Annotated in this window: 23 protein-coding genes; 9 read left to right on the top strand and 14 right to left on the bottom strand. The window is 46.4% G+C overall.

The features are described 5' to 3' along the window. Positions 1 to 23: 23 nt before the first annotated feature. Both R7E78_RS20005 and R7E78_RS20000 read left to right on the top strand, forming a co-directional pair. A complete protein-coding gene (locus R7E78_RS20005) occupies positions 24 to 1,010 on the top strand; it encodes a WD40 repeat domain-containing protein (RefSeq protein ID WP_054575287.1) in 987 nt (328 codons plus the stop codon). Next, the gene (locus R7E78_RS20000; RefSeq protein WP_005381455.1) at positions 1,007 to 1,234 is read left to right on the top strand and encodes a SlyX family protein; all 228 of its coding nucleotides are present in this window, start codon (positions 1,007 to 1,009) and stop codon (positions 1,232 to 1,234) included. The genes R7E78_RS20005 and R7E78_RS20000 overlap by 4 nt, the downstream gene beginning before the upstream one ends. An 83-nt stretch (positions 1,235 to 1,317) precedes the next feature. Here R7E78_RS20000 and R7E78_RS19995 read toward each other — a convergent pair whose 3' ends face one another. The 5 genes from R7E78_RS19995 to kefG form a co-directional block, all read right to left on the bottom strand. Beyond that, complete coding sequence (locus tag R7E78_RS19995; protein WP_154204989.1) at positions 1,318 to 2,259, bottom strand: isoaspartyl peptidase/L-asparaginase family protein; 942 nt, start codon at positions 2,257 to 2,259, stop codon at positions 1,318 to 1,320. Positions 2,260 to 2,390: 131 nt separating this feature from the next. Further along, positions 2,391 to 2,942: a peptidylprolyl isomerase gene (gene slyD / locus R7E78_RS19990; protein ID WP_005381451.1), complete on the bottom strand. Its 552-nt coding sequence runs from the start codon at positions 2,940 to 2,942 to the stop codon at positions 2,391 to 2,393. A 92-nt stretch (positions 2,943 to 3,034) separates the two neighbouring features. After that, the gene (locus tag R7E78_RS19985) at positions 3,035 to 3,235 is read right to left on the bottom strand and encodes a YheV family putative zinc ribbon protein (RefSeq protein WP_005381449.1); all 201 of its coding nucleotides are present in this window, start codon (positions 3,233 to 3,235) and stop codon (positions 3,035 to 3,037) included. A gap of 33 nt (positions 3,236 to 3,268) precedes the next feature. Beyond that, complete coding sequence (kefB, locus tag R7E78_RS19980) at positions 3,269 to 5,065, bottom strand: glutathione-regulated potassium-efflux system protein KefB (protein ID WP_318058177.1); 1,797 nt, start codon at positions 5,063 to 5,065, stop codon at positions 3,269 to 3,271. Next, a complete protein-coding gene (gene kefG, locus R7E78_RS19975) occupies positions 5,049 to 5,642 on the bottom strand; it encodes a glutathione-regulated potassium-efflux system ancillary protein KefG (RefSeq protein WP_017821749.1) in 594 nt (197 codons plus the stop codon). The genes kefB and kefG overlap by 17 nt, the downstream gene beginning before the upstream one ends. Positions 5,643 to 5,851: 209 nt before the next feature. Here kefG and R7E78_RS19970 point away from each other — a divergent pair, with 209 nt between their 5' ends. The 6 genes from R7E78_RS19970 (at position 5,852) to crp (ending at position 11,465) form a co-directional block, all read left to right on the top strand. Continuing rightward, entirely contained in the window at positions 5,852 to 7,771 is a 1,920-nt protein-coding gene (locus tag R7E78_RS19970; protein ID WP_136977022.1) for an ABC transporter ATP-binding protein, read from the top strand. After that, positions 7,768 to 8,256, top strand: a complete 489-nt coding sequence (locus R7E78_RS19965) for a TIGR02444 family protein (protein ID WP_005382813.1) — start codon at positions 7,768 to 7,770, stop codon at positions 8,254 to 8,256. The genes R7E78_RS19970 and R7E78_RS19965 overlap by 4 nt, the downstream gene beginning before the upstream one ends. 87 nt (positions 8,257 to 8,343) lie before the next feature. Continuing rightward, positions 8,344 to 9,351 carry a hydrolase gene (locus tag R7E78_RS19960; protein ID WP_017633737.1) on the top strand — a complete coding sequence of 336 codons (1,008 nt, stop codon included), beginning with the start codon at positions 8,344 to 8,346 and terminating at the stop codon, positions 9,349 to 9,351. 33 nt (positions 9,352 to 9,384) lie between these two features. Beyond that, a complete protein-coding gene (locus R7E78_RS19955; protein ID WP_005382815.1) occupies positions 9,385 to 9,597 on the top strand; it encodes a YheU family protein in 213 nt (70 codons plus the stop codon). A 125-nt stretch (positions 9,598 to 9,722) separates the two neighbouring features. Continuing rightward, positions 9,723 to 10,592 carry a phosphoribulokinase gene (locus R7E78_RS19950; protein WP_086047074.1) on the top strand — a complete coding sequence of 290 codons (870 nt, stop codon included), beginning with the start codon at positions 9,723 to 9,725 and terminating at the stop codon, positions 10,590 to 10,592. A 240-nt stretch (positions 10,593 to 10,832) separates the two neighbouring features. After that, a complete protein-coding gene (gene crp / locus R7E78_RS19945) occupies positions 10,833 to 11,465 on the top strand; it encodes a cAMP-activated global transcriptional regulator CRP (protein WP_005381432.1) in 633 nt (210 codons plus the stop codon). A gap of 136 nt (positions 11,466 to 11,601) precedes the next feature. On the opposite strand, the gene R7E78_RS19940 is transcribed toward crp, so the two are convergent. The 6 genes from R7E78_RS19940 to R7E78_RS19915 all read right to left on the bottom strand — a co-directional run bounded on the left by R7E78_RS19940 (position 11,602) and on the right by R7E78_RS19915 (position 20,561). Further along, positions 11,602 to 12,393: a DUF1338 domain-containing protein gene (locus R7E78_RS19940; protein ID WP_213898828.1), complete on the bottom strand. Its 792-nt coding sequence runs from the start codon at positions 12,391 to 12,393 to the stop codon at positions 11,602 to 11,604. A 248-nt stretch (positions 12,394 to 12,641) separates the two neighbouring features. Further along, a complete protein-coding gene (gene astD / locus R7E78_RS19935) occupies positions 12,642 to 14,099 on the bottom strand; it encodes a succinylglutamate-semialdehyde dehydrogenase (protein WP_005381424.1) in 1,458 nt (485 codons plus the stop codon). A 28-nt stretch (positions 14,100 to 14,127) separates the two neighbouring features. After that, positions 14,128 to 15,147 (bottom strand): arginine N-succinyltransferase, encoded by a 1,020-nt coding sequence (gene astA, locus R7E78_RS19930; protein ID WP_005381422.1) that lies wholly within the window; start codon positions 15,145 to 15,147, stop codon positions 14,128 to 14,130. A 109-nt stretch (positions 15,148 to 15,256) separates the two neighbouring features. Then, a complete protein-coding gene (locus R7E78_RS19925) occupies positions 15,257 to 16,468 on the bottom strand; it encodes an aspartate aminotransferase family protein (RefSeq protein ID WP_005381420.1) in 1,212 nt (403 codons plus the stop codon). A gap of 361 nt (positions 16,469 to 16,829) precedes the next feature. Beyond that, complete coding sequence (locus tag R7E78_RS19920; protein WP_053307384.1) at positions 16,830 to 17,417, bottom strand: aminodeoxychorismate/anthranilate synthase component II; 588 nt, start codon at positions 17,415 to 17,417, stop codon at positions 16,830 to 16,832. A gap of 189 nt (positions 17,418 to 17,606) precedes the next feature. Further along, on the bottom strand, positions 17,607 to 20,561 hold the full coding sequence (locus tag R7E78_RS19915) for an ExeM/NucH family extracellular endonuclease (protein WP_262640714.1): 2,955 nt from the start codon (positions 20,559 to 20,561) through the stop codon (positions 17,607 to 17,609). A 543-nt stretch (positions 20,562 to 21,104) separates the two neighbouring features. Between R7E78_RS19915 and R7E78_RS19910 the strand changes: the two genes are divergently transcribed. Next, positions 21,105 to 21,479, top strand: a complete 375-nt coding sequence (locus R7E78_RS19910; RefSeq protein WP_149192265.1) for a hypothetical protein — start codon at positions 21,105 to 21,107, stop codon at positions 21,477 to 21,479. A 57-nt stretch (positions 21,480 to 21,536) separates the two neighbouring features. On the opposite strand, the gene trpS is transcribed toward R7E78_RS19910, so the two are convergent. The 3 genes from trpS to rlmB all read right to left on the bottom strand — a co-directional run bounded on the left by trpS (position 21,537) and on the right by rlmB (position 24,210). After that, positions 21,537 to 22,553 (bottom strand): tryptophan--tRNA ligase, encoded by a 1,017-nt coding sequence (trpS, locus tag R7E78_RS19905; protein WP_005381398.1) that lies wholly within the window; start codon positions 22,551 to 22,553, stop codon positions 21,537 to 21,539. Between the two features lie 116 nt (positions 22,554 to 22,669). Then, positions 22,670 to 23,356: a phosphoglycolate phosphatase gene (locus R7E78_RS19900; protein WP_005382834.1), complete on the bottom strand. Its 687-nt coding sequence runs from the start codon at positions 23,354 to 23,356 to the stop codon at positions 22,670 to 22,672. A gap of 110 nt (positions 23,357 to 23,466) precedes the next feature. Next, complete coding sequence (rlmB, locus tag R7E78_RS19895; protein WP_047103967.1) at positions 23,467 to 24,210, bottom strand: 23S rRNA (guanosine(2251)-2'-O)-methyltransferase RlmB; 744 nt, start codon at positions 24,208 to 24,210, stop codon at positions 23,467 to 23,469. Positions 24,211 to 24,239: the final 29 nt, after the last annotated feature.

The raw sequence follows: 24,239 nt of genomic DNA, 5'->3' as shown, positions 1-24,239 counted from the left end.
CACAAACCGGATTATTAGATGTGATGCAAAGAATTTTTCATTTATTCCTATATTTAATTGTCATCACCACGTTAAATGGTTGCTTTTTCGCCGAGCGTGAAGTGCAGCGTTGGCCGATAGAACCTCAAGGTGCGACGAGCTTCGCACTTAGCAGAGATGGACGGTTTGCTCTGCTCTATTCTCAACAACGTCATTTGATGTTGTGGGACCTAGAGCAAAATGAACAACTAGCCAACCTGGGTGAACTCGATGCCGATGCCAATGTGGTTTCCCATATCCGCATATCTGACAATGGTCGCTACGCAATTACAGCAAGCCAAATGAACTTCGCAGTTTGGGACCTAGGCTGGACGCAATCCGAAGGCCTTTGGTCTATCTCTGATGCGCTCATTCGCGACGTTGATATCACCAGTAATGGTGAACAAGTTCTGCTTGGGTTATCCAACGGTAAAGCAATTTATGTCAACTTAGTCACCGGGCGTCGCATGGAGTTCCTTGCACATCGTGAAAAAGTCAATTCCGTGGCCATTTCTCCTAATGGGCGCTTCGCCCTAACCGGAGGTAATGACTATAAAGCGTATCTGTGGGACACCGAAACCGGACAAGTACTACGAATCTTCGAACATGAACAACGAATTGTTCGCGTGGCCCTGCAAAGAGATGGAAAATTAGCAATGACATCTGATGGCGGAAACCAAGCGATTGTTTGGGATTTAAAAACTGGACAAGAAGTCACACAGTTGAGCAGTTGGTCACGCCAATTAATTTTCTCTACCGCACGATTTTCTGACGACGGGACTCAACTAGTCACAGGAAGCCCTTCTGGCCGTGTGTCGATATGGGATACTCAAACCGGAAAACGAATGAGTGGATTTGAAGTGGAGCCCAAAAAAGACACTCGCCCTCCCCGTGCGGTCGTGTATGATGCAGCCTTTGATTCAAAACAACGCGTAATTACTGCTACTTCAGCAGGTATTGCCCAAGCTTGGCAGTTAGAGAACGGATCATGACAGAAAAAATCATTCAGCAATTGGAAGCACGCATTAATGACTTAGAATGTCAGCTTGCGTTCCAAGAACAGACTATTGAAGATCTGAACGGCGCTTTATCGCAGCAACAACTGCAAATTACCAAGATGCTCGATCAGATGAAATATGTGGTAGGTAAAGTAAAAAATATGGACTCGTCGAATTTAGCCGATCCGTCAGAAGAAACCCCACCACCGCATTATTAAAATGCAGGCTCAAATAGCATAAAGCCCAGAACATGTTCTGGGCTTTGTTGTATTAATTACTTAAGAAGGTACTCAAGAGGAAGCTATTCGTCGGCGTAGATTTTAACGCTCAGCTCGCCTTGCGTATTAATGCCTGCTCGGTACATGCCAGAACTGTTCATCGCAAAGTGCATCTCACCTTTAGCATCAATGGCAATCAAACCGCCCTCTCCGCCCATCTGTTTGAGATCACCTTGGATAATGTGTTCACAAGCCGTATGAATATCTTCTTGTAAGTAACGCATACGTGCTGCAACGTCTTCCGCAACACGTTTACGAATAAAGAACTCACCGACACCCGTAGTGGAAACTGCCACAACGCCATTTTCGGCCACCGTACCACAACCAATCAGAGCCGAATCTCCGACTCGGTTGTATTTCTTATTCGTCACGCCACCCGTACTGGTGGCAGCGGCTAAGTTGCCTTGTTGGTCCAATGCCACCGCACCAACCGTACCGTGCTTACGGTCATCTGGGTAACGAGATTCCGACAAAGCAAATAGTCCTTTCTCACGCATAGACAGCAACTGCTCATATCGGCGATCAGTAAAGAAGTAATCTTGCTCGGTATACTCATGGCCTTGCTCAAAAGCAAACGTCTCTGCGCCCTCACCCACCAACAACACATGATTGCTGTTTCGCATCACGTCACGAGCGAGTTCAATTGGGTTTCTGATATGACGAACCCCAGCGACCGCACCTGCTGCAAGGTTTCGCCCATCCATCACAGAAGCGTCCATTTCAACCATTTCGTTGTTGGTCAGCACTGAGCCTTTACCCGCATTAAAGTTAGGAGAGTCTTCCAATACTTTCACTGCCGCTACGACTGCATCTAAGGCTTCACCGCCCGTTTCTAGAATTTGATGTCCCGCTTTTACCGCAGCTTCTAAATCCGCCAAGATGGACTGTTGCAGCTCATCGCTCATCTGTTCACGCAAGATGGTGCCCGCACCACCATGAATGGCAATCGAGAAAGATTTCGTCATCACTTTGTCCAACTGTTATTCCTTGTATGGTTGGCACTACACCTTAGATAAACAAAAAGCGCAAGTTGAAAACTCAACTTGCGCTTTTCAAAGCTTTGCTAGATAAGATTATCTAGTGAAGGATCTTATGATTAGTGAGAACCACAGCTACCGCCGCCACAGCAACCGCCTTCTTCTTCGTGATCGTGGTCATGATCGTGACCACCACAACAGCCACCACCTTGGTGGATGTGACCGTGTTCGATCTCTTCTGCTGTTGCTTCACGTGTAGACATAACTTCTACTTCGAAAGTTAGTGTTTGACCAGCTAACATATGGTTACCGTCAACAACCACTTCGTTGCCGTCAACTTCTGTTACTTCAACAGGGATTGGACCTTGGTCAGTGTCAGCTAGGAAGCGCATGCCAACTTCGATTTGCTCAACGCCTTGGAATACGTCCGCAGGAACGCGTTGTACTAGCGCATCGTTGTGCTCACCGTAAGCTTCTTCAGGAGCTACCGTTACTGAGAACTTGTCGCCAGCCACTTTACCTTCAAGTTCTTTTTCAAGACCTGTGATTAGGTTGTTGTGACCGTGAAGGTAATCTAGAGGTGCTTCTGCTGTTGATTGATCAACAACGACACCGTCTTCCATCATTACTTTGTATGCAAGGCTTGCAACAACGTTCTTTTCAATTTTCATACTAACTCCAGGGAGATTAATTGACTTAACCTGAATGGGGTTAAGTACTGAGATATCTGGGTGTATTATGGGGATCAATTATCGAAGTTCAATTACTCCGGCTTAAAAATTCCGATCATTTCCTGATCTGAGTGTTTATTTTTCTCTACAGATTGTGGTTTGCGCTGCTCTGTAAACTCACACTCGACACACTCAACTAACTCGATGTTATTTTCAATCCACCAGCGCAGGGTATCTTGCTGGCTGCAATTTGGGCAGCTAGCGCCGGCAATAAAACGTTTCTTGATTTTCACGCTATTTCCTTAGCTTGAGTCTTGGCTCAAGTACTACTTCCAATGATTAGGTGACTGATGGTCGCTCTCCATTTCACGACCAAATATTTCTTCTAGCTCTTTGCGTGCCTCTTTCGCCCTTTGAGCTAATTTCTTATCTTCATTGTGTTGAGGCAATAAGTCCTTAAGCATAGCATTATCCAACTTGCGAAAATGTGCTTCTGCCCGCTTTGCTTGATAAGGATGCATACCCAGTTCTACGAGCGCTTGGCGACCGAGATCTAGCGCCCCTAAAAATGTTTCACGAGAGTAATTCTCTACACCATGACTCATTAACTGGTAAGCCTCGACACGGCTTCTTGCTCGAGCTAACAACTTAAGTTTCGGGAAGTGCACGCGACAAATGTCCACGATGGCCATCACCTCATCAGGTGAATCAGTACAAATAACCAATGCTTCCGCTTTATCAGCGCCAGCTGCCCTCAATAGGTCAATTTGTGTAGCATCGCCATAAAACACTTTGTAACCATACTTACGTAATAGGTGGATTTGGCTGGCATCACTTTCTAATACTGTCACTTTGATTTTATTGGCATACATTAAACGTCCGACGATCTGACCGAAACGTCCAAAGCCTGCAATGATAACGCGTGGTCGGCGATCCACGACTTTCGTGGTCATGCCCTCTTCTTCTTGATTCAGGGTATGAGCAAACCACTTCTTTTGTCCCATCAGCAAAAGAGGAGTCGTCACCATGGATAGACTGACCACCACCAACAGAAACGCCACTTGCTCTTTGGACAAAATGCCCTCTTGGCTCGCCGCGGTAAATATGACAAAGGCAAACTCACCGCCTTGGCTCAAAATTGCAGCCATACGGCTTCTCGCTTTGGCTCCGACACGGGCAGCTCTCGCCAATGCATACAAAACCAAACCCTTAACCACGACCAAAGCCACCACCGCACCGAGAGTCTCTAAAGGGTGTAATGCCAATAACCCCAAGTTTACCGCCATGCCCACCGCAATAAAGAATAACCCCAACAACAGACCTTTAAATGGCTCGATAGCGATTTCCAGCTCATGGCGATACTCACTCTCTGCAAGCAAAACGCCTGCTAAAAAAGTCCCCAATGCCATCGAAAGGCCGAGCTTTTGCATCACGACCGAAATGCCAAGCACGACTAAAAGTGCAGCAACGGTAAAGAGCTCACGAACGCCGCTCATCACGACAAAACGAAATAGCGGACGTAGTAAAAAGTGACCACCAATCAACAGTGCTACCACACTGCCTAAAATAGTGAAGACATCCAACCAACTTCCACCACTATGCCCGCCTGCTAGCAAGGGCAACATCGCCAGCATCGGGATCACTGCAATATCTTGAAAGAGCAGCACCGCAAAACCAGATTGCCCCGTTTCGGTACCATTAAGCCCTTGCTCTTCAATGACTTTAAGCGCAATCGCCGTCGAGGACAGCGCCAACCCCATCCCGATCACCAAACTCACTTGCATGCTTACGCCAAACATACTGACGACACTACCAATCACGGCGGTCGTGACCACAACCTGCGCACCGCCTAAACCTAAAATCGGCCCTCGCATCTGCCACAATTTTTTAGGGTTTAATTCCAGCCCTATCAAAAACAGTAACAACACAACCCCAAGCTCGGCAAAATGCAAAATGGCATCAACGTCGCTAATTAAGCCAAGCCCCCATGGGCCAATCAACACACCAGCGAGTAAATAACCTAAAACCGAGCCAAGCCCAAGGCGCTGAGCAATCGGCACCGCAATAACCGCAGCCGAAAGAAAGACCACACTGCTTTGAAGAAACTCACTGGTGATCGCCATACTGACCTCCTCGCTCTGCCGCTTGCCAGTTTTCAAGTGGGTTACTCAGCCATCCACGGTATAACTCGGCATGTTCGTAGCGTTCAATATCTGAAACATTTCTTGACCAATACAACACCAGTGGTTCAATCCAGTGCATTTGACATAGGGCTGCCGTCAGTTCAAACGGTTGCAAGATTTGCTCAAGTGGGTATTTGTTGTACCCCTTCGCGCTGAAGGCTTCTTCTTTACCACCTGTTGTAATGACACTGCGCCAGTATTTTCCTTCTAGCGCCGCACCTCCGCCAAACGCAAAGCCTTTACCTAACACTCGGTCTAGCCACTCTTTTAATAGGGCTGGACATGAATACATATAAAGTGGGTGGTGAAATACAATCACATCGTGAGCGAGCAACAACTCATGTTCGTAATTCACATCAATAAAGAAATCGGGGTAAACACCGTAAAGATCGTGCACAGTGACGTGATCAAGCGACTGAGCTTTTTTTATCATCACTTGATTGGCAATCGAGTTATGTGGCTCTGGATGAGCATAAATGACCAGAACTTTTGGGAGAATAGACGGTGCAACAGCCAAATGGTCGTCCTTGTGGTTATTTTTATCCGTTATCAAATTGTTATACTTTTTTGTACAGCATAATGCAATTAAAGCGAATCAATCGACTTTTCCGGCCAATACCCCTACTATTCACCGCTAGATATATACCCAAGTGGCTTTAAAAACGATTGAAACCACTTCGCTATGTAACCAAGCAACGCGCACTGCGCAAAGTGAATGAAAACTTTATGATTACCTTCTCTGATATTCAGTTACTGCGTGGCGGTAAACCTCTTTTAGACCAAGCTTCTGCGACTATTCACCCTGGCGATAAAGTCGGTCTTGTGGGCAAAAACGGCTGCGGTAAATCAACGCTGTTTGCCCTACTGAAAGATGAACTGTCAATTGATGCTGGCTCATTTAGCCAACCTCAACACTGGGAGTTGGCCTGGGTCGCACAGGAAACGCCTGCGCTAGAGCGCACTGCACTGGAATACGTCATTGATGGTGATCGCGAGTACCGCGCTCTCGAAAAGCAGTTAGCTGAAGCAGAAACACAAGACAACGGAACCCTAGTTGCCGAGATACACGGTAAAATTGAAACCATTGGTGGTTACAGCATTCGCGCTCGCGCTGCCGAACTGCTTGATGGTCTAGGCTTTAGTCAAGAGCAAATGAGTTGGAACCTGACTCAGTTCTCGGGTGGTTGGCGTATGCGCCTTAACTTGGCTCAAGCGCTATTATGTCGTTCTGATCTACTGCTACTCGACGAACCAACCAACCACTTGGATTTGGACGCGGTAATGTGGTTAGAGCGTTGGCTACAAAACTACCCTGGCACGCTGATTCTGATCTCGCACGACCGTGACTTCTTGGATCCGATCGTTGGTCGCATCATTCACATCGAGAATCAGCAGCTGAACGAATACACGGGTAACTACTCGTCATTCGAAAACCAACGCGCACAAAAGATGGTGTTACAACAAGCGATGTTTGAAAAGCAACAGAAGCAGATGTCTCACATGCAAAGCTACATCGACCGCTTCCGTTACAAAGCATCAAAAGCACGCCAGGCTCAAAGCCGTATTAAAGCTTTGGAGCGCATGGAGAAAGTGTTACCAGCTCAATTCGATAACCCATTTAGCTTCCAATTCCGTGAGCCAGCTGCGCTGCCAAACCCAATCATGATGATGGATGAAGTATCTGCAGGTTACGGTGACAACCTCATCTTAGAGAAGATCCGCTTGAACTTGGTTCCTGGCAGTCGTATTGGTCTACTCGGCCGTAATGGTGCGGGTAAATCGACATTAATCAAGCTGCTCTCTGGTGAACTTAACGCGCAAGGTGGTGACCTAACTTACTCACAAGGCGTGAAAATTGGTTACTTCGCTCAGCACCAGTTAGAAACGCTTCATCCTGAAGAAACGCCGCTGCAACACATGATGCAAATCGCACCCGATCAAACCGAACAGCAGCTACGTGATTACCTAGGTAGCTTTGGCTTCCAAGGTGACAAAGCACTAGAAAAAGTTGCGCCGTTTTCTGGTGGCGAAAAAGCCCGTTTGGTATTGGCTTTAATTGTGTGGCAAAAGCCAAACCTGTTGCTACTTGATGAACCGACCAACCACTTAGACTTGGACATGCGTCAGGCATTGACGATGGCACTGCAAACATTCGAAGGTGCGATGGTGATTGTTTCGCACGACCGTTACCTATTGCGTGCTACGACCGATGACTTGTACTTAGTGCATGATCGACAAGTTGCTCCGTTCGACGGTGATTTAAATGACTATTATAAATGGTTAACCGAACAACAAAGAGCGGAACGCAAAGAAGCGCAGGCTGCGCAGCCAAGCAAAGATACGGCCAACAGCGCAGCTGCGAAGAAAGAGCAAAAACGTCGCGATGCAGAGTTTCGAAAACAGACAGCGCCAATTCGCAAAACGCTGACACAACTAGAAAATAAAATGGATAAGTTAGGTGCTGCACTGGCCGAAGCTGAAGAACAATTGGCGGACAACTCACTGTATGCGGCCGAAAATAAAGCTAAACTTAACCAAGTGCTGGCACTTCAAGCTTCCAGTAAAGCTGAGCTCGAAGAAATTGAAATGGAATGGATGTCTGCTCAAGAAACGTTGGAGCAGATGGAGCTAGAGTTTAATCAATGAGTAATCAACACGCTGAATACACACTCACCCTAGAACACCTTTGGCAGTTTAGTCTGCAATTTTATGGTGTGCGAGAAGTGAAAGAGGCGTGTTTATCATTACAGAACAATTATCACGGTAACGTGAACCTACTCCTGCTGCTCAGATGGCTCGATGAGCAGCAACTCATTTTCCAAGAAAAAGACTGGCCCTTGGTGCAAGACTGTCTAGGTAGGAGCGAAACTTTACTTCACTCCTTTCGCGACCTTCGTCGCCACCTTAAGTCTCAAGTCAATGACGCTTTGTATCGTGAGACCTTGCAGTTTGAGCTGCAACTAGAAAAGCAGCAACAAGCGGATTTGGTGGACTGCATTAACTCACTTGCACTACTCAAAAATGATGGTGACCCACTGACGTTGAGATACTGTCGTCAACTCGGTGGGGAGCATTTGCAGCAAGCCTTTGCTATGCCGGTGCCAAACATTCAACCACCAAAACGCCCATAAATCTGTAGAATACCTATAATCTTTATAAAGGATTATATTAATAAGTTCTTCAACGGACACCGAAGGACCGCATAAGAGCAGTTAGGTATGACACAATTTTTCGCAGCCGCCGGGATCAAAAACCCGCATCTCCAAACGCTTTTGCCGCGTTTTATTCGCAAAAAAGCGTTGTTTACGCCGATTTGGCAAACCCTCGATACATCCGATGGCGACTTTCTCGATCTCGCGTGGAGCGAGGACCCAACCCAAGAGCCTGCACAAAAAAAACCGATTTTTGTTTTATTTCATGGATTAGAGGGGTGCTTCTATAGCCCTTATGCCAATGGGCTAATGAATGCATTTGCTCAATCTGGATGGCTGTCGGTGATGATGCATTTCCGCGGTTGTAGCGGTAAGCCAAACAAGAAAGCTCGCGCCTATCATTCTGGTGAAGTGACTGACGCCCGCCACTTCTTAGAGCACCTTGAGCAACGCTTTCCTGATAATCCCAAAGTTGCGGTTGGTATTTCTCTTGGCGGTAACATGTTGGCGAATTATTTAGCCCAATATAAAGACCACCCTATTTTGAATGCAGCGACTATTATCTCAGCGCCTTTAGACCTAGCGGCGTGTGCAAACCGTATTGAACAAGGCTTTTCGAAAGTGTATCGCCGTTACCTGCTTTCTTCACTGAAACGTAACGCGTTACAAAAGCATCATCTACTGCACGGCGAGCTTGCGCTGTCCTACAACTCAATAAAACGTGTCACACGGCTGTATGAATTCGATGATTTGATCACCGCACCATTGCATGGCTTTAAAGACGCACAAGATTATTACGATCAATGTTCAGGCTTAAGTAAATTACAACAGATCACGCTACCGACACTGATCATCCATGCCAAAGACGATCCGTTCATGACCGATGATGTGATACCGAAGTTTGTTCTGCCAGATAACATTGATTACCGTCTCTTTGAACACGGTGGCCATGTTGGCTTCCTGACAGGAACGGCGTTAAAACCTAAGTTTTGGTTGGAGGAAGCGCTGCCCGCGTATTACGAAAGTATCGCCGCAGATTACCTTTCTGCTGTATCCAAGCAACGAACGCAGTAAACTAGCCGCTCATCATAAAAGTTAGAGGTATTTATGATCATTCCATGGCAAGACATTGCGCCGGAAACATTGGAAAACTTAATTCGTGAATTCGTCTTACGCGAAGGAACGGATTACGGAACCGTCGAGGTTTCTTTGCAAGACAAAATTGATCAAGTTAAAGCTCAATTGGAAAAAGGTGAAGCGGTTATCGTGTTCTCTGAGCTACACGAAACCGTCGATATTCAGCATAAAACAAAATTTTAGACCCTTCACATTTTACCGTATCCCACTCGATGATAAGGTATTGTTACGTGCTATAGTGGGATATCGACCGTGCAGTAGTAACTCTACTGCGCATTACAGGTAAGTAATTTTCGACAAGGTTTGTCATGTCAGCTAAACACCCAATTATTGCGGTTACTGGTTCGTCCGGTGCCGGCACGACCACTACATCTGAAGCCTTCCGTAAAATGTTCAATATGATGAACGTTAAACCCGCATGGGTTGAAGGCGATAGCTTCCATCGCTTTACTCGCCCAGAAATGGACATCGAAATCCGCAAAGCCCGCGAGCAAGGTCGACACATTAGCTACTTTGGCCCACAAGCTAATGACTTCCCGGGATTAGAAGAGTTTTTCCGTAAGTTCGGGCATGACGGCACTGGCAGCGTGCGCCGTTATCTGCACACGTTTGACGAAGCGGTTCCCTACAATCAAATGCCAGGCACGTTTACACCGTGGCAAGACTTACCCGAAAACAGCGACGTGCTGTTTTATGAAGGGTTACATGGTGGCGTGGTCGATGGCGAGGTTAATGTTGCTCAACATGTGGATTTCTTAATTGGCATGGTGCCGATTGTGAACTTAGAGTGGATCCAAAAATTCGTACGTGACACTCGCGATCGCGGCCATTCGCGTGAAGCGGTAATGGACTCAATCGTGCGATCCATGGACGATTACCTCAACTATATCACTCCGCAGTTTTCTCGTACTCACATCAACTTCCAGCGCGTACCGACCGTTGATACTTCCAACCCACTTAATGCAAAAGGCATCCCTAGTTTGGATGAGAGTTTTGTGGTGATTCGCCTACGCGGTATCAAGAATGTCGACTTCCCATATCTGCTGGCCATGATTGATGGCTCATTCATGTCACGCCACAACACGATTGTCGTACCCGGCGGTAAGATGAGCTTTGCAATGGAGCTCATAGTTCGGCCTATCCTACAACAGCTCATCGAAACAGGGAAAATTGGCTAAAAACCTGCCTGCGAAGATGTTTACTTTTCATACCGTGATCATGTGCACAGTTTTGCTTACAAAATCTCAATCATGGCACGATTAAAATCAAGAAATCGTTTTCGAAAAAGGATACTATTTCTTACCGAAACACAAGAGAGCTTGCAGCATATAAAAAGTGCTCTTATTCTAGTAGGCCTAATTCAGGCTTAGCTAAAATATGGATAGCGCAAGCGTACCCTGCAGAGGAAGTGAGATATTATGGTTCTAGGTAAACCTCAAACCGACCCAACATTAGAGTGGTTTCTTTCACACTGTCATATTCATAAGTACCCTTCAAAGAGCACGCTAATTCACGCGGGCGAAAAGGCAGAAACTTTGTACTACATCGTTAAAGGTTCTGTTGCGGTTCTTATCAAAGACGAAGAAGGTAAGGAGATGATCCTTTCTTACCTAAACCAAGGAGACTTTATTGGTGAACTTGGTCTATTCGAGGAAGACCAAGAGCGCACAGCTTGGGTCCGTGCTAAATCTCCTTGTGAAGTTGCTGAAATTTCTTTCAAGAAGTTCCGTCAGCTTATCCAAGTAAACCCAGACATCCTAATGCGTCTTTCTGCGCAGATGGCTCGTCGTCTTCAAGTAACTAGCCAAAAAGTGGGTGACCTGGCGTTCCTAGACGTAACTGGTCGTATCGCTCAGACGCTTCTGAACCTTGCAAAACAACCAGACGCAATGACTCACCCAGACGGCATGCAAATCAAGATCACTCGTCAAGAAATCGGTCAAATTGTTGGCTGTTCTCGTGAGACAGTAGGTCGTATCTTGAAGATGCTAGAAGAGCAGAACCTAATCTCTGCTCACGGTAAAACCATCGTGGTTTACGGTACTCGTTAATCTCGAACTAGAGTGACACGAACAAAATTATAAAAGCCACCAATGGCAACATTGGTGGCTTTTTATTTGCTCATGACCAAATGAGATAGGGTGCAGCGAACACTAATGAGTAAGCTTAACAGGTTAACCCTAAAACTTAGCCATTCGTACTTTCAAAGATTTTGTCAGCTGAAGCAGCCACGAAACCTGGGTACAAATCACCATTTTCCATCGGATAGCGCTTAGCAAATTCATAAAACCCGCCAGGGATAATTTCAGTGCCTTCGCTAAAACGAACCGCTACTTTATCTGCCATGGTCGATGACTGCTCTAGCAACACCTCAGGAGTGCCCTTCACTTCACCACCATTTTCATTAATGGTAAACCCAGCGGTACGCAGATGATTGTTTACCTGCTTCACTTCTTCATATTCATTGAGCTGGTTAACGCTCACCGTGAAGTGGTTTGCTCCGTAACCATGCGCCGCAAGCCAAGATGCGTACTCACTTTCTTTAGCCAACGTTTGGTAATCAGCAAAGCTTAAATCCCACAAGCGTCCACCATGTAAGAATGCGCTATCGTTCAGCTTGTCAGCATCGACTTGTGCCACCAAATTTTTCACAATCTCTTGTAGCTCAGGCGAGCACTCTTCAACTTTTAGCTCACTAATAAATACTTTAGGTTGCTTCGGATCTGGGTGCTCATAGTGCTTAGCAACTAGCTTTTTGCTTTCGAAAACGTAATCACCACACGCCTTGTAACCAATAGCTACAAATGGCTTAGCTAGAGTTTCAATACCAAGAGGCGCGATATTGAAGGTACGTAAAGCTATATGATCATTAATCAGAGGCTCATCTTCTTGAAGCAGCTGATGCACTTTAGCAGCCGAAGGGCAAAGACGTTGAATGTAATCTTGCCATAGCGATTCAAATAACACATCGGGCGTCATAACGACTCCTTGTTACGAGATGTAGAGTTTAAAGGTAAGCGGAAGTTGGCTGCTCGTTCACAACAAAAGTTGTCCAGAATAATGAACGAGCAACCATCAACCTGTGACGGTAAATGCCAGTCAGTCAACACGCTTTTCCGAGTCTTTGCTCACTTTTCGTGTTCTGCCAACGATCACTACAACCCATACCTAAATGATGCGCCGGCAAGGTGAGCCGCAATGCATAGTTGCGACTCTATTATTAAATCTTATAGCGCTACACCTGGACTCAATGTTGCAGGCAAGACAGTTTCTTGACCTTCCATTGATGCCATTGGGTACGCACAGTAATCTGCTGCGTAGTAAGCGCTTGGGCGCAAGTTACCCGACGCCCCCGGACCACCAAATGGCGCATCACCGCTTGCACCAGTGAGCTGGCGGTTACGGTTCACGATTCCTGCACGAATGTGGTCAACGAAGTATTCCCATTCTTGGTCGTCGGTTGAAACCAAACCAGCAGATAAGCCAAAGCGCGTATCGTTTGCTAGCGCCACGGCTTTGTCTAATCCTTCGTAGCGCACCACTTGCAGAAGTGGGCCGAAGTACTCTTCATCTGGTAACTCAGCAATGTTCGTTACATCAATGATGCCTGGAGAAACAAACGCCGCCTCTCCTGCTTTCGCTTCAATCAAGCTTTCACCGCCAAGAGACTGTAGATTGGCTTGGGCATCAAGAATAAACTTGGCTGCCGCGACCGAAATTTGCGGTCCCATAAATGGCGCAGGTTCTGCAAATGGTTGGTCTACGCGAATATTGCGTGTCGCTTCAACGAGCTTGGTGATAAGCGCATCGCCTTTTTCACCCAATGGCACATACAAACGACGAGCACACGTACAACGCTGCCCAGCACTGATAAACGCTGACTGGATGATGGTGTAAACCGTGGCATCCAAATCACCATATTTATCAGAGATCACCATTGGGTTATTACCCCCCATTTCTAGTGCGAGCATCTTGCCTGGTTGACCCGCAAATTGACGGTGTAATACATGCCCCGTATTCGCGCTACCCGTAAACAGTACGCCATCAATGCCTTTTGCGTCAGCTAGGGCGATACCAGTTTCTTTCGCGCCTTGAACAAGGTTAATCACGCCTTTCGGCAGACCGGCTTCTTCCCATAGCTTCATTGCCAATTCACCCGTCCATGGCGTTTGCTCAGACGGTTTGAAGACTACCGTGTTACCAGCCAGTAGCGCAGGCACAATGTGACCATTTGGTAGGTGGCCTGGGAAGTTGTAAGGACCAAACACCGCCATCACGCCCAATGGGCGGTGGCGCAATACGATTTGGTTGCCTGCTGCTTCACGGCTCGCCTCACCAGTGCGGTCATGATAAGCGCGAATCGAAATGGCAATTTTACCTGCCATGGCTGCTGCTTCAGTGCGCGTTTCCCAAATCGGCTTACCGGTTTCTTTGGCAATCACTTCGGCGATTTTTTCGCTGTTCTCTTTTACTTTCTCCGCAAAAGCCAACACGATTGCCTCACGCTCTGAAAATGGACGCTTTTTCCAGTCAATAAACGCTTCACGCGCTGCAGATACCGCCTGGTTCACCTGCTCTGCCGTTGCACCTTTGCCTTGCCAGATCACTTCTTGGTTGTACGGCGACAGAGACGTAAATGCTTCACCCTGACCTTGTACCCATTCACCTGCAATCCAATGTGTCATTGTTTCTATCCTTAAATTCTGTCGTCTGTTACTGCGGAAGAAGGCGGACGAAATCCCCTTCTTCAACCGAAAGTGCATCCGCAACGTCTGGTGCAATCATCACGCTTTGTGTTTCTGCGTCATACGCCGCTTTAGTGACTGTCGCACGGAAGTTCTCGAAAGATGAATTACACATCAAGAAGTCTTGTGTGCTGGAATGTTCAGAGATTTTGACTTGCGCGCGGAATGAATGACGTACCGACTCAATATTACGCAGATCACACTCAACCGTTGGGCCACCGTCGAAGATGTCGACGTAGCCTCGGTTGGTAAAACCTTCACGCTCAAGCAGCTTCAGCGCTGGACGCGTGTTGTCATGTACTTGACCAATCACGGCTTGCGCTTCTGGGCTGAGAAGATTGATGTAAATAGGCAGTTTCGGCATCAAGTCGGCGATAAAGCCTTTCTTGCCGATACCTGTCAGGTAATCTGCAAGAGTGAAATCGATAGAGAAGAAATGCTCTTGAAGCCATTGCCAGAATGGTGAATTACCCTCGTCGTCTGAAACGCCACGCATCTCCGCAAAGATCGTTTCAGAGAAGCGCTCTGGGTGCTCTGCCATCATTAGGAAACGACACTTCGACATTAGACGACCATTCAGACCTTGGCGGAATTTCTCACGCAAGAACAAGGTACAAATTTCGCTGTTACCCGTGTAGTTATTACCAAAAGTAAGCAGTTTAACGACGTTGTTAACGCCAAGCTTTGGCGACGAGTGCACAACTTTACTAATGTGATATGAGTAAAATGGGACATCCCAGCCGATAGATGCTTCGATTCCGGTGGTACCCGCAACCTCACCCGTTTCAGAGTCAAAGCCAACCATCAGGTAGCCTTCATCGCCTGGTTCTGCCACATCTGGCTTACCAAAGCTGTACTCTGAATGTTTGATTCGATTGGTTAACAGTTCTTCGTTAACCGGTAGAGATGTAAATCCGTGACCAGACTCCACCGCACAAGTGTGCAGTGCGTCGTAATCCGACATCGCGATAGGGCGAACTACTAGCATCAATACTCCCTCCAGATGCAAGAAGATCCTAACTATATTGTAGGAACAATTCCCCCATCAGAGATCCTTGACGGGGGTGTCTGCGTTGACGTTTAAACTGATATCGCGCTTAAACTAAAGTCGCGATCGCTTTATCCAGTTTCGCCAAGCCTTCTTCAATTTCTTGTTGTGTGATAACGAGTGATGGTGTGAAACGTACGACATTGGCACCCGCAACCAATACCATGAGACCTTGTTTACCTGCAGCAACCAGCACGTCACGCGCACGGCCTTGCCATTCTTCATTTAGTGCAGCGCCAAGTAATAGGCCTTGACCGCGCACTTCTGAGAAGATGTTGTACTTCGCGTTGATCTTCTCTAGACCTTCACGGAACATTGCTTCGCGTTCTAGCACACCAGCCAACACCTCTGGCTTGGTAACTTCATTTACAACCGCTTCTGCAACCGCACACGCTAGTGGGTTACCGCCATATGTAGAACCGTGAGTGCCCACTTTCATGTGCTCTGCCAATTTTGCTGTCGTTAGCATTGCACCGATCGGGAAACCGCCACCAAGTGATTTCGCAGTACTTAGAATATCTGGCGTGATACCTAAACCTTGGTAAGCGTAGAAGTTACCTGTACGGCCATTACCAGTTTGCACTTCATCGAAGATCAGTAAGGCGTTGTGTTTGTCACACAGCTCGCGAACCGCTTGAGCGAACTCAGGCGTTGGTGGCACGATGCCGCCTTCACCTTGTAGTGGCTCCATCATGACCGCACAAGTACGATCAGACATGTGTGCTTGTAAAGCTTCGATATCGTTGTAAGGAAGGTGTGTCACGTCGCCTGGCTTAGGACCGAAGCCGTCAGAGTATGCCGCTTGGCCACCAACCGTTACGGTAAAGAATGTACGACCGTGGAAACCTTGTTTGAATGCAATGATTTCAGATTTCTCAGTGCCATGAACGTCTGCTGCATAACGACGTGCCAGCTTCAAAGCGGCTTCGTTTGCTTCTGCGCCAGAGTTAGCAAAGAACACTCGCTCAGCAAAACTCACTTCTGTTAGCTTTTTCGCCAGACGAAGGGCTGGTTCGTTCGTCATAACGTTACTTAAGTGCCAAAGCTTGTTAGCTTGCTCTGTTAGTGCGTTTACCATTACTGGATGACAATGGCCAAGACAGCTCACTGCAATACCACCAGCAAAGTCGATGTATTCATTACCTTCCTGATCCCAAACACGTGAACCTTCACCTTTAACAGGGATCATTTCCATCGGGTTATAGCAAGGTACCATTACCTCATCGAATAAACCGCGCTCTACTTTAATTTCCGTTGTCATTGCACATTCCTTCTTGATACCGCATGCGTAGCAGATAAGCGAATTTAACCGGCTCTCTTTGCCAGCAAATAATGTTTTGCATTTAAGCTATTGCGGCATTGTATTTACATTTAATTAACCATTTCAATAGTGATTTATTCTTTTCGTTCTCGAAAGTAACTTCCATTAATCACTGCTTATGACTATTTATGCATCAAGAAAGTAAAATAGAGAAGTGATTTTTTATAAATGTTATGTAATACAGGGGATAGAAGGTTTAAAAAGACATGAATAGACAAAGAGACTCGAGAGAACCGCATAGTTTTGCAATCCGCTCACCTCAGCAAAAAGATGAATGATTTGTTAAGAAAAGTGATCGCGATCAGATCGCTTTGCGTGCTAAAAAGTTCGCAAGCAACTCGTGACCTTGCTCAGTTTTGATTGATTCTGGGTGGAACTGCACCGCATCAATTGGCAAGGTTTTATGTTGGTAACCCATTATTTCATCCATGCTTCCGTCAGGCAGTTCTGTCCATGCAGTCAGTTCAAACACGTCGGGTAAAGTACCGTTTTTCACCACAAGAGAGTGATAACGAGTTACCGTGAGTGGGTTATTCAGATTTTTAAACACACTACGACCGTTATGACGAATCGGTGAGGTCTTACCGTGCATCACTTGTTGTGCACGTACCACTTCGCCCCCAAACACTTGCGCTATCGCTTGATGGCCAAGGCAAACACCCAATATTGGAAGCTTACCAGCGAAGTGTTCTATCGCTTTCAGTGAAATACCTGCTTCGTTCGGCGTACATGGCCCTGGCGAGATCACCAAATGAGTTGGGTTGATCGCCTCAATGCCTTGGATATCGATTTCATCGTTACGCACCACCTTTACGTCTGCACCAAGCTCGCAGAAGTATTGGTAAAGGTTGTAGGTAAAAGAGTCGTAGTTATCGATGATCAACAACATAAAGGGTCGGTTGCTCCAATCCGTTTTGGCAATGCTTACGTAGTGAATCGCCACGTTCGTGACAATCAAGGGCGGTATTTTGCTATACCAAGCAAGAAAGGCAAGTTTTTGCTGAATAAAAAGGCCAGCATAGGCTGGCCTTTGGTCTTTACAGCTATTTAGGAACTGTTTGTCAGAAAGTAAATTCGCTTAGCGGCGACGACGGAATAAGCCGAGACCTAGCAGCGCAAATAGCGCGCCAAAACCAAACGAACCACCATCTGAATCCTTCGACCCTTCTGTTCCAGTTTCAGTTTGCGTCATTGAAACATCACGAACAGAGCTAAACTTCACGATATTACCTGTCGAGTCAGTCACTTTCTCTTCTAACTGATAATTACCTTGCTCTGGCGTTTGTTCAAACTCAATATTCACGCTACGCGCATCAATATCAGCTTGAACTAAAGTTTGGCTAGCCGAGTAAGCTTTCGTATCGCTGCTTGCCGCAGCCGCTTGTGTGGATGGCGTTAAGTTCACCGTAACAATATCGCCCACAACCGCCGTTGGTGGTAAACGGACATCGACGGCTAAGTTGTCACCTGCTTTCGGTAAATCGATGTCATCATCTGGTAAATCAATCGCGATGATCACTGGATCGTGGTCAGAGGCAGAGAACGCATCTTTGTACTTCGGCATATCACCTGTGTACTTGCTGCTGTATTCGAACAAGTTACTCTCTAGTGAGTTGATGTGCCAATCTTCAATTGCTACCACTTTTTGCGCTAGGCTGCTGCTTGCCAATGCGTGGTCCAAATTACCCAGCTCGCCCGAATAGGTGTAAGAAAACGTATCAGTGCCGTGCAGCAACGTGTTTAAGTTGTGCAGACCGTAACCTTTTTCAATTTTGGTCTTCTCTACTTGAAGTTCACCATCACCAATGGTTGTGTAAGCAGCAGTATAAATGTCACGGCCGTATTTCTCTTTCGAGTAATCAGTCAGTGTCAGAAGTGGGTCTTCCATGCCATAAGCATTGAGGTCGCCCATGAGCAATACATCGCCTTTCACCTCTTTCAACGCTTCACCCACTGCGTGCGCAGCAGAAACGCGGAAGTTGTTACAGTTGCCTTGCAGATCCGCTGGCTCAGAATCTTCTACACCAGCAATCCACTCTTCAATACACTCAGAGCCTTTCGACTTAAAGTGGTTTACGACAATAGACAAATCTTCACCCGTCTCTTTCACCGTAAAGGTCTGAAGTAGACTGTGGCGTTGGTACTTATCGTAAGCAGGGTTACTTTCTGTGCCCTCTTTACGAGTAATTGTGTTTTCTGCAATGTGCTGCTCTGGCGTGATGATCACTTTTGCAGCGTCTTTTGGCGTTACTGCGTTAGCACGATATAAAATCGCCACCATGATCGCATCACTGCCAAAGTATTCGTCTTGGTATTTGTCTTGCTCTTCGATTTCGACATACGTGTAATGATCTTCAGCGTCATCAATCTCAGCATTTAGGGCATCAACTAAGTTTTGGATAGCACTGCCATCACCAAAGCCGTTGTTTTCCACTTCCATCAAACCAATGATGTCAGCGTCCATCTTGTTCATCGCCGCAACGATTTTCGCTTGTTGGATCAGGAACTCATCTAGGTTAGTCGCACCACGGTTTTGTCCGGTTGGGTTTTCATGGCCACTGTCAGCCACGGAGTTGAAGTAGTTCAGTACGTTGAAGCTTGCAATACGCAAATCTGAGTCCGCAATCGCTGGGGCATCTTTACGAGCCACATCGAAGCCTTCACCTGAAGTCACAAAGTTGGTGTTATCGACTTCATTGGTCGCAATCAGGCGGTATTCGTTGTAGCTGTAAGCCACGACACCCTGAAGACCTTCTACTCGAGAACCAAGGCGAATGTGCTGCTCTGAAGAGCCATCTTGGTCTGCATCTTTAGCAAAATCTGGGTAGTATGGGATTTGGCCGTTTGGTGCTTTGCCATCTGATTCTAGGTATACGCGGTTTGCTGCGTTGTCTTTTGCTAGCTCAACGGCTGCATCGCTCTCTGCCGCGTGTAATTGAGTCGGCTTTAACAATGGCGCTTCATGAGAGAGCATCATATTGTTACGACGTGAATCGTAGTCGTAAGAGAAGTTGCGAGTTACAAACAAGTCACTTGCCGAGGTCAACTCAACTTGCATCCCTTCATGACGCTCTAGCGCATCACGTAGTGTCTCACCTTCTTTGATAACAAGATCGGTAACTCGAGAGGTTTCAGAGGTGCCTGTTTTCACATAGCTGTTAGCATCAGAAGCAAGCTGAGTATTGCTGTAATACTCTTGAACTTTACCTTTCACACAAACAACGTCACCAGCTTTCAGCGCCGTGTCTGCCGCGTCAGTATGAATGAACAAGCCTTCTGAGGTCTTGTCGTTGTTGTCGCTTTCTAATGCTTGTAGGTAGAAACCTTTGGTTAGGCCAGTGGTAACAGCAGTCACGACACCCGTTACGAAGTGATCTTCGCCGGTAATGTATGGGTAACCATCAATGAATGGAGACGTATCGCCTTCACCTTGAATATCTTGGATGGTAGTGAAGTTAGGTTGCTGACCGTCGACTTCACAAGCGAATGGTGCTGGTGGCTCAGTCGCATTTAGCTCACCAAGACCGTCAATGTTGTCTTTCTCAAATGCCGTCCACTGAGATGCATCATAAGTAGCAGAAGGGGTTAGTGCATCACTGTTACGAACTAATGTGGTGTCTTTACCAAAATCTACGTCACCCATCATACCGATGATGTCGTGCACTTCACCATCTTTAAGCAGTGCGATCGGGTCGTCACCGTTAAAGTTCGCAACGCTTTTATCTGTGATATCGGCGACAGCTTTGATGGCATCGCTCGCGTCACCATGCGCCAGTACATACACTTGGTTAGCTTGTATCGTCACTTGGCTAAGGTCGAATGTGCTGCCCCAAGTACCACCACCGTTTGATGATTTCGCCAACTCGTAGCCAGTGAGTGTCACCGCAGTATCACCCGTATTAGCGATCTCTACCGCTTTATTATAAGCGCCGCCTTCTACGTATTGGGAAATAATAATCTCTGCGTTCGCGTTTGCACTAAGTGCACTGGCGATGGTTAATGCGAGTATTGAGGGTTTGATTAACGTGTCCATTGTCATACCTGATATTTATGTAAATGCAAACTTAGCTCTGGTTAGAGCCTGCCATTTGCGTCTACTATCAGGTTTATTTATGAAATAAATAAGAATGAGTAATTAAAGCCGTGAAATGAATCACATGTGAATATAAGAAAATATGCCAGAGCATCCCATTCAAACATTTTTTGTAATAAATACAGAGCGCTATTGATAAACAAGTCAGAATTTAGATTGATTACTCAGTTTACTTTTTCACTTCATGTTAAGGAGTAGAAAATACATCACTTGTTGAGTTGCTTATTAACCCAACCGTTCCGTTACAAATAAAAAATATAATTAGTCACTAATTTAGAATGCTTTAATTTTCACTTGTATCACTGTTCAAGCCCAAGAATCTATTACTCGCTTCGTTCTCTCTTATACAGGCCCCTCATACTTCAAAGTTTTCATGATTCATTCAATAACTTTTCATTACTCACTAGCCAAAAACATACACAAAAGATATAACACCTGCGCGAGACAATAAGATCTCATTAGCTGTAAACCCAGGAACGACAAATGAAAAAAATTCAACGCAGTGTGCTAGCTCTCTCCCTACTTGGCTTGATAGCGGGGTGTCAGTTGACCGCCAGTGAGCCACTTCAACCTACGGCGAATCAAGACATCATCGAATCAGCCAAAAATGAACTGGATGGTATTGAAGAGCTAGAAGTCAGTGACGAGGGTGTTATTACCTTTACTCAGCGTCTAAGAACGCCAGGAACCTACTGGATTCCAGCGAGAATTAAAGAACTCAGCTACGATATATCATGCGTACAGCTTAGTTACTTCATTGATAAAGGCATGGTTGTGAAGTCTGCCTTTCTAGGGGCTCGAGGACGTGTTGAATATTACGACATGGAACGCTGTATGAAAGACACGCCATTTCAGTAATACAGGCATAAAAAAAGCTCCACCAAAGTGGAGCTTTTTCGTATTCGTTCTTAGCGACTATGGGCGAGCTACAAAACCTACTGCTTCGTATGCTTTCTTAAGCGTTTCAGCCGCTCGTGCCGAGGCTTTCTCAGCGCCTTGCTGCATTACCTCGTCCATGTAAGCACGATCAGCGCGAATACGGTGATATTCTGCTTGAATTGGCTCAAGCATTGCTACAACTGCCTCACCAACATCTTTCTTAAATGGGCCATACATTTCTACGCCTTGGTACTTCGCTTCAATCTCTTCGAAGCTCATGCCTGTCGCCGCAGAGTACAGACCCATTAGGTTAGCAATGCCCGCCTTGTTCTCGATATCATGACGGATACTTGGTGGCGTTTCGGTATCGGTTTGCGCTTTGTTGATCTTCTTAAGGATCGACTTAGGCTCTTCCAGCAGCGTGATAACGTTCTTACGGTTGTCATCAGATTTAGACATCTTCTTCGTTGCGTCTTGAAGGCTCATTACACGCGCATTTACTGTCGGAATGTAAGGCTCTGGAACTTGGAAGATTGGCTGCTCTGGCGAGTAAATATTGTTGAAACGCGTTGCGATATCGCGCGCTAATTCTAGATGTTGCTTCTGGTCACTGCCTACAGGTACTTGGTGCGCACCGTAAAGCAAAATGTCAGCAGCCATCAACACCGGGTAGTCAAATAGACCGACGTTTACGTCATTCGCGTAACGTGCCGATTTGTCTTTAAACTGAGTCATACGGCTCAGCTCACCCATTTGAGTGTAGCAGTTAAGAAGCCAACCTAATTGAGCATGCTCTGGTACATGTGACTGAACAAATAGCGTGCTCTTCTTCGGGTCAACACCAACTGCCAGACAAATTGCCAGTGCGTCTAGAGTTGCTTCATGCAGCGCTTTAGGGTCCTGACGAACCGTAATCGCGTGAAGGTCTACCACACAATATTGGCAATCATAATCGTCTTGCATCTGCTGCCATTGACGTAGAGCACCCAAGTAGTTACCGATACTTAGTTCACCTGAAGGTTGAACACCACTCAATACAATGGGTTTGCTCATTAGAATGATTCCTTTGACTTCTTAATCTAATTAAATGAAAAAAACCGTGCAGTAATAGGTGCACGGTTTACTCAGTGTACTCATTAACGAGTATTTTGGAAGCTCTTTTGTAGCCGTTATGCAGAAACCGCTACAACGTCCAATAATTCTGCCAAACTGTCAGCGACGAAATCTGGATTTGATGCTGAAATAGGTTCACCGTGGTTGTAACCATATGTCAGACCAAATGAGGCACAGCCTGCATTCTTTGCTGCGAGAATGTCGTTTTTCGAGTCGCCAACCATCAGCATTTCACTTGGTTGGATTTGGTGCTTTTCCATCAACCAGTTCAATGCTACTGGGTTTGGTTTTTTCTCTGGGAATGCATCACCGCCAAGGACATCAACGAAGTATTTTGCGATGTCGTGCTTTTCCAAAACGTCAGGCACAAACTTTGAAGGTTTGTTAGTCACCAACGCCATAACAAAGCCCGCTTTGTGCAGCTCTGCTAGTGTCTCTTTTACCGTTGGGTAAAGATGACTTAGCTTGTGACCGCTTTGCTCGTAGTAGTCATCAAACAATACACGCGCTTTAGCACGAAGCTCTTCACTCAGCTCTGGGTTGATGGTCAGGCTTTGGCTTAATGAGCGACCAATAAGCACGTCTGCGCCGTTACCCACATAATCACGAACTTGTTCTTCTGAAACCGATGGAAAGCCAAGCGCCTGTACTGCTTGGTCTGCCGCGACAGCTAGATCTGGCACGCTATCAAGCAAAGTACCATCTAGATCGAAGGCGATGAATTTAATGTCTTGTTGAGTCATAACTTCCCTGAGGATTTTTATTTATAAATCGGTGAAAACGACAAAGGATGGCACCCCATCCTTTGTTTTTATCATTATGTCTAATTCTACAGTAACTGTTTGTTTCGTCGTTACTTTGCAGCAATACGCTGACGAACTGCCTCAAACAAACAGATGCCGGATGCCACAGATACGTTCAAGCTTGAAACGCTACCAGCCATTGGGATCTTAATCAAATCGTCGCAGGTTTCACGAGTCAGACGACGCATACCGTCACCTTCAGCCCCCATTACGATAGCAAGAGGTCCAGTCAGTTTGGCTTGGTAGATGTCGTGCGTTGCTTCACCCGCAGTACCAACAAACCAGATGCCTTTCTCTTGCAATGTACGCATAGTACGAGCCAAGTTAGTCACTCGGATCAATGGTACGACTTCAGCTGCACCACAAGCGACTTTACTTACCGTCGCATTCATTGGCGCAGAACGATCTTTCGGTACGATGATCGCCGCAGCACCTGCCGCATCTGCGTTACGTAAACACGCGCCAAGATTGTGTGGATCGGTCACGCCGTCTAACACTAAGAGCAGTGGTGATTCGTGCTTTGCAAGGATGTCATCAATATCGTTCTCATTCAGCTGCTTCGCTGGTTTCACACGAGCGATGATGCCTTGGTGATTTGCACCGCGTGCTTTGTCATCCAAGGTTTTACGTGTCATCTGCTGAATAGAAACACCACAAACCTGAAGATCATTTAGGATTGGCATTAGGCGATCATCTTGACGACCTTTTAAAACGTACGCCTCGATAAAACGCTCTGGTTCGCGCTCCAATACCGCCTTCACTGCGTGAATGCCGTAGATAAATTCGTTACTCATTGTTTAACCTGTTGTTCTGGTCGTATTGC

It is taken from the genome of Vibrio sp. YT-19(2023) (genome assembly GCF_033337395.1).
The sequence above is the reverse complement of the archived record's forward strand: the minus strand, read 5'-3'. Positions and strand labels throughout refer to the sequence as shown.